A 4,644-nucleotide genomic window follows, 5' to 3' on the forward strand; every position below is an offset into this window, starting at 1 on the left:
CGCTCGTCGTATGGTCGTCGAACACACCCATTCTCCGGGCTGCATATCCGGTCAGGATGAGAAGGAAAAGGATTACAATCTGATTGAAGACACTAACAAAGTCCATTATTCGCCTCTCTGCCGCCGGGAGCCATCATAATCAGATGCGCCCGACATAGACAGCGTATTCCGGGATACCTGCCCTCCTGTTTCTCTCCGACAATCGGGAAAAGGAAGGAAGAGGGCGAGGCATACCATGGTGCAGTGCTCTTAATTATTTTTTTATGTTCCTATATAGCGGTTGTGGCCACCGGACAGGTTCAATTCAAGAGATTAACTACAATAGATTATATATGTACATACGTTGACAGACCTCTGGTGATTGCTATGCACCGTTATGACGACGAAAACGTCCTCCAACTCTATCTCTCCATCAAGGACAGTAACGAACCGATGGTAAACGAGATCCAGCGCAACGCTGTCGACCTCCTCACCGGGATGGCACGGAACGGAAACAGTGAAGCCGGCATCGCCCTTGAAGACCTCGCCCGCGCACCCATGGTCCACCCGCTCCTGCGCGAACAGATCCGTTCCGTGATCGGCACCCAGGTCCGGGCCAGATAAAAAAAATTACTCCACACAGACCCATACACCCCGGAGAGGGAGACACCCCTCCACACTCGGACTCACCTCTTGCCCGCACCCTTCATGGGCGACGGGCACATCCAGTATCCTGACGCTTTTTTCACGGCATACCCGTAGAGGGATACCCCTCTGTTTCAAGGAAGGTGTGCGGGGAAAATGTCTTGCATTTTCCCTCTCAGCGAATCTTTGACTCTGTGTATTTACCCTCTCAGGATTGTTTCAGGGGATGGATACTAACTGACAAGAAGGAAATTGCCAGCCCACCACCGATCCTAATGGCAGGGTGCAAGCGTCAGCGAACTTGAGAACACAGGATACCGAAGATTTTCCTGTGCGTGCATATCTTTGATGTGCCACGGACCGCAGGTTTTCAAGGGCAGCCCCCGGAAAGAAGCACCAATCCACCGCCTTCTCCATACAGGTCACCGGGGGACTACCTCGAAGACCTGATGGTCTTCTCGACTCACTCCGGTCGTCACTCGAAAATCAAAGATTTTCTCGAACTCGCTGACGCTCGTTCCCCCGGACCCCAAACTCAAGATTGGGCTGGGGAAGGATAAACCCGGTAATCAGAAGCGTTCTGCCTTTCACCCCCTATCCTCTGGGGGGTGCGAGCGAAGCGAGCATGAAAAAGCCTTGGACTTTCGAGAGCGAAGGGCGGCACCCTCCCTGAAAAGGCCCAGATCAGGATTTTCCCAGACAACCACACCCTCGGTGGTGAGGAGCGAGACAGAAAATAAAGGGCACAACCAGAAAAAACCAACCGGGCAGAAAAAAAACCGTGTTACAGTCCTGCCCCCTCAGACAGGACGCACACAAAAAGTTCAGGAACGGAGAGTGGCGATCGCCGCGTCGACGATCGCACCAAGACCCTCGACATCCCAGCGCTCAGAACTGAGCACAATATCATATACCGACAGATCATTGATATCTATATTATAATAGCCCAGATATCGCTTCCGTTCGCATTCCTGCCTTTCCTCAGTATGCGCCCGGGCGTGTGTCTCGTCTTCGCTGTCCCGGGACGATATCCTCTTCGTCCGACAGTCCAGCGAAGCGCTCAGCCAGATACGGAGATCCGCGTTCGAGATCATCCATCCAGACAACCTCCCCTCAGCGACGATGTTGTCCTCGCCTTCTGCGGTCTCCTTCTGGCGTGCATCAATAAGTTTGTCTACGGCAGCGTCAGACTCCGCAAGTTTTCCGAAATCGGCAAGAGACATCTCCCGTTCCTTTGCAAGGGACCGGAACATCTCCCCGGCCGAAATTACCCGTAATTCATGTTTTTGTGCAAGATATTTTGCAAGGGACGTCGTGCCGCTCCCCGGCGGCCCGCTGATTGTCATGCGCATTTAGAGCCCTCCGATATTGAGCGCTTTCCGGATCACCTGGCTGATCGTCAGGGAGCAGATCATATACCACAGCATCCAGAGAGGGATGAACCAGAGAAGAATATCCTGGAAAGTGAGCATCCCGACAAAAGGAAGCACCATCGTCTGGGTGATATGGGGGATACGGTACAGAAGCCAGAAGAAGATCGGCACCGACAGGAGGAGAATATAGGCCATCGGCTGGAACTGCTGCTTCGAGATCTCCATCTGGTCCTGCATCATCCGGTCCCTCTTCGCCTCCAGTTTCTTCAGTTTCTTCTCGTCCCCGCCAAGCTGCGCCTCCCGGAACTCCTTCTGGAACTCCCGCATCGACTCCTGGACACGCTGCATCTTCTCGTAATCGATCGTATATTTCTGGATCAGCGACGAATACAGGGCCGTGATCGCGGAGAGGATCATAATCAGCACAAAGAACGGGATAGTTTCCACAAGAGGCCCGAATATCAGGTCCATCGCCCCGCCCACGCCGTCCCGCACCTCAGGGATGCCATAGGAGAGCATCAGCAGGAATGTGAACAGGATTGCAATCGTGCCGCCATGATCCTTGAGCGCCATTGTCACCTCAGAACAGTAACCATCGCGTCGATGGCGTGGTCGAGAAGGAAGTTCTCGTTCCTCACGATCTGGACCGTGCACCCGGTCATCATTGCATAGGCCGCAGCGAAGGCGCGGTTCATCTGCTGATGCTCGACAATGGACCGACTGCCCTCAGCATCACGCTTGCGACTCTCGTCGCCTATCCTCCGCAACAGGATCTGGTCCTCATCGGTCTCGACGAGCACGATGGTGTCGGGGTGGAGCTCGGTGAGCACCCACTCGGGCAGGCCCGGAAGATATCCGGCCGGGGTCTTCACCGAGGCATGGGTATCGACGATAATATTCCCTTCCATCGCACCGATTGCTTGTGCGGCAAGTTTCTGCAGTTTTTTCTGGATGTCCCTGTCAAGGCTTCGCATCTGGTCGCGGTCCTCGACAAAACCCTTGGCCTTCGCCGTTTCAAACATGCAGCTGCCAAAATTAATGGCCTTGTAGGGGATGTTCTCCTCTGCAAGGCGTTTCATTGACGCGTCAATAACCGTGGTCTTCCCGACGCCGGGAACCCCGGTAATCACAACTCTCTTTCCGGACATTTACTCTCTCCCAAAGAACTGGCGCATGAACGGATACATCTCCATAATCTGTTCGCTTGCGACCTGTTCATAGAGGCGGTACGTGATGCTCACCGTCAGCAGCAGCCCTGTACCAGTTACTGCGCCTATCACACCAAAGAGGTTTGCAAATACACTCAGGAGGCCGACCAGCACACCGCCGATGACCGTCACGCGCGGGATGTACCGGTCAAGGTACCGCTCCAGCACCTGAAGGTTCCGGCGGTAGCCCGGGATCTGCATCCCCGACATCTGGATCTGCCGCGCGACATGGCTCGAGTCGAGACCGGCCGTCTTGACCCAGAACAGGGCGAAGATCGCACCGCCGACGATCATGAACGTCGTATCGATCCCGAGACGGAGGAGCACCTCCCAGGGGGCATGGCCGAGGTCGTGCACCCACCACATCCAGTCCTGCGGACCGTTCACCGGGGCAAGATAGTACATCAGCCCGGACACCGGATTCTGGCCGTCAAATGTCCCGAAAATATTGATCCCGATATTGGAGAGGAACATTCCGAACATCTGGACGTTCGCCTGGAGCACACGGACCAGGATCATCGGCAGGACGCTTGCATAGATGAGCTTCACCGGGAAACGGGCGCGGGCGCCCCTGACACGTGCATGGGCGAGCGGGATCTCGATCCTCGTCGACTCCACATAGACGACGATAAGAAAGATTGCAATCGTCGTCACGAAGGCGAGCATATCAGTCCCGAAGTACTGGATATAGTTCCCACCGGAAAGGCCGATAGCAAAGAGCCTGGGGAAGAAACCTACCGGATAGGGGTCAGCAACCGCTTCCCAGTTGAGGAAACCGTTGATCAGGCTCTGTGAGATCCCGGCGACGATGAAGAGACCGACACCCGAACCAAGGCCCCACTTCGTGACCACCTCATCCATGAGGAAGACCAGGACACCGCCCAGACAGATCTGGAGGAATATCAGGAACGAAACCGCGAACGCGTTCCCTCCGAAGAGCGCCTGCGCTATTTCAAGGTCCGGGCGCATAAACCCGCCAAAGAGGTTCGGCGCAGCTTCGAGGATGATCATGACAAAGATGAGCAGTTTCTGGAGCCCCATGTACATGACCTGTCCGCGTGTCTCCGAGGTATCGATCGGGATCAGGTCGGCACCCTTGAGCAGCTGGAGCACGATGGACGCCGTGACAATCGGCCCGATACCAAGGTGCACAATGGACCCGCTCTCACCGGCAAGAAGAGCCCGGAAGTACAGGAACGCATCCTGTGAACTGGGGTCGAGGCCGAAGACAGGTATGTTTGTCAGGAAAAAGTACAGCAGCAAGATCGCAATAGTCCACAACATCTTGTTCTTGAAGTGGACATGACCCTCTGGAGACTTCACCGCAGGCATTGCCGCGAGCAAAGGCTCCATTCTATCCAGCAGATTCCCCATGGTTCCACCAAAAAATGAGGGGCTCACTCGGTCAGAGCCTGACCGCCAGCCGCCTCAATCTTTTC

At 55.2% G+C, this 4,644-nt stretch carries 5 protein-coding genes; 1 reads left to right on the top strand and 4 read right to left on the bottom strand.

The window, feature by feature from the left end; all coding sequences use genetic code 11:
- The first annotated feature begins 366 nt into the window (after positions 1 to 366).
- On the top strand, positions 367 to 603 hold the full coding sequence (locus PHP59_RS11390) for a hypothetical protein (RefSeq protein ID WP_300167085.1): 237 nt from the start codon (positions 367 to 369) through the stop codon (positions 601 to 603).
- Between the two features lie 845 nt (positions 604 to 1,448).
- Here PHP59_RS11390 and cmk read toward each other — a convergent pair.
- From cmk to secY, 4 genes are read right to left on the bottom strand one after another with little or no spacing between them, the layout of a single operon-like run.
- Positions 1,449 to 1,976: a (d)CMP kinase gene (gene cmk / locus PHP59_RS11395; protein WP_300167088.1), complete on the bottom strand. Its 528-nt coding sequence runs from the start codon at positions 1,974 to 1,976 to the stop codon at positions 1,449 to 1,451.
- Positions 1,977 to 2,570 (bottom strand): EMC3/TMCO1 family protein, encoded by a 594-nt coding sequence (locus tag PHP59_RS11400; protein ID WP_300167091.1) that lies wholly within the window; start codon positions 2,568 to 2,570, stop codon positions 1,977 to 1,979. It lies immediately after the preceding gene.
- A 2-nt stretch (positions 2,571 to 2,572) separates the two neighbouring features.
- The gene (locus tag PHP59_RS11405) at positions 2,573 to 3,145 is read right to left on the bottom strand and encodes an adenylate kinase (RefSeq protein WP_300167094.1); all 573 of its coding nucleotides are present in this window, start codon (positions 3,143 to 3,145) and stop codon (positions 2,573 to 2,575) included.
- Positions 3,146 to 4,579 carry a preprotein translocase subunit SecY gene (secY, locus tag PHP59_RS11410; protein ID WP_300167097.1) on the bottom strand — a complete coding sequence of 478 codons (1,434 nt, stop codon included), beginning with the start codon at positions 4,577 to 4,579 and terminating at the stop codon, positions 3,146 to 3,148. It abuts the gene before it with no gap.
- Between the last annotated feature and the right edge of the window lie 65 nt (positions 4,580 to 4,644).

This window comes from Methanofollis sp. (assembly GCF_028702905.1).
Taxonomy (GTDB): domain Archaea; phylum Halobacteriota; class Methanomicrobia; order Methanomicrobiales; family Methanofollaceae; genus Methanofollis.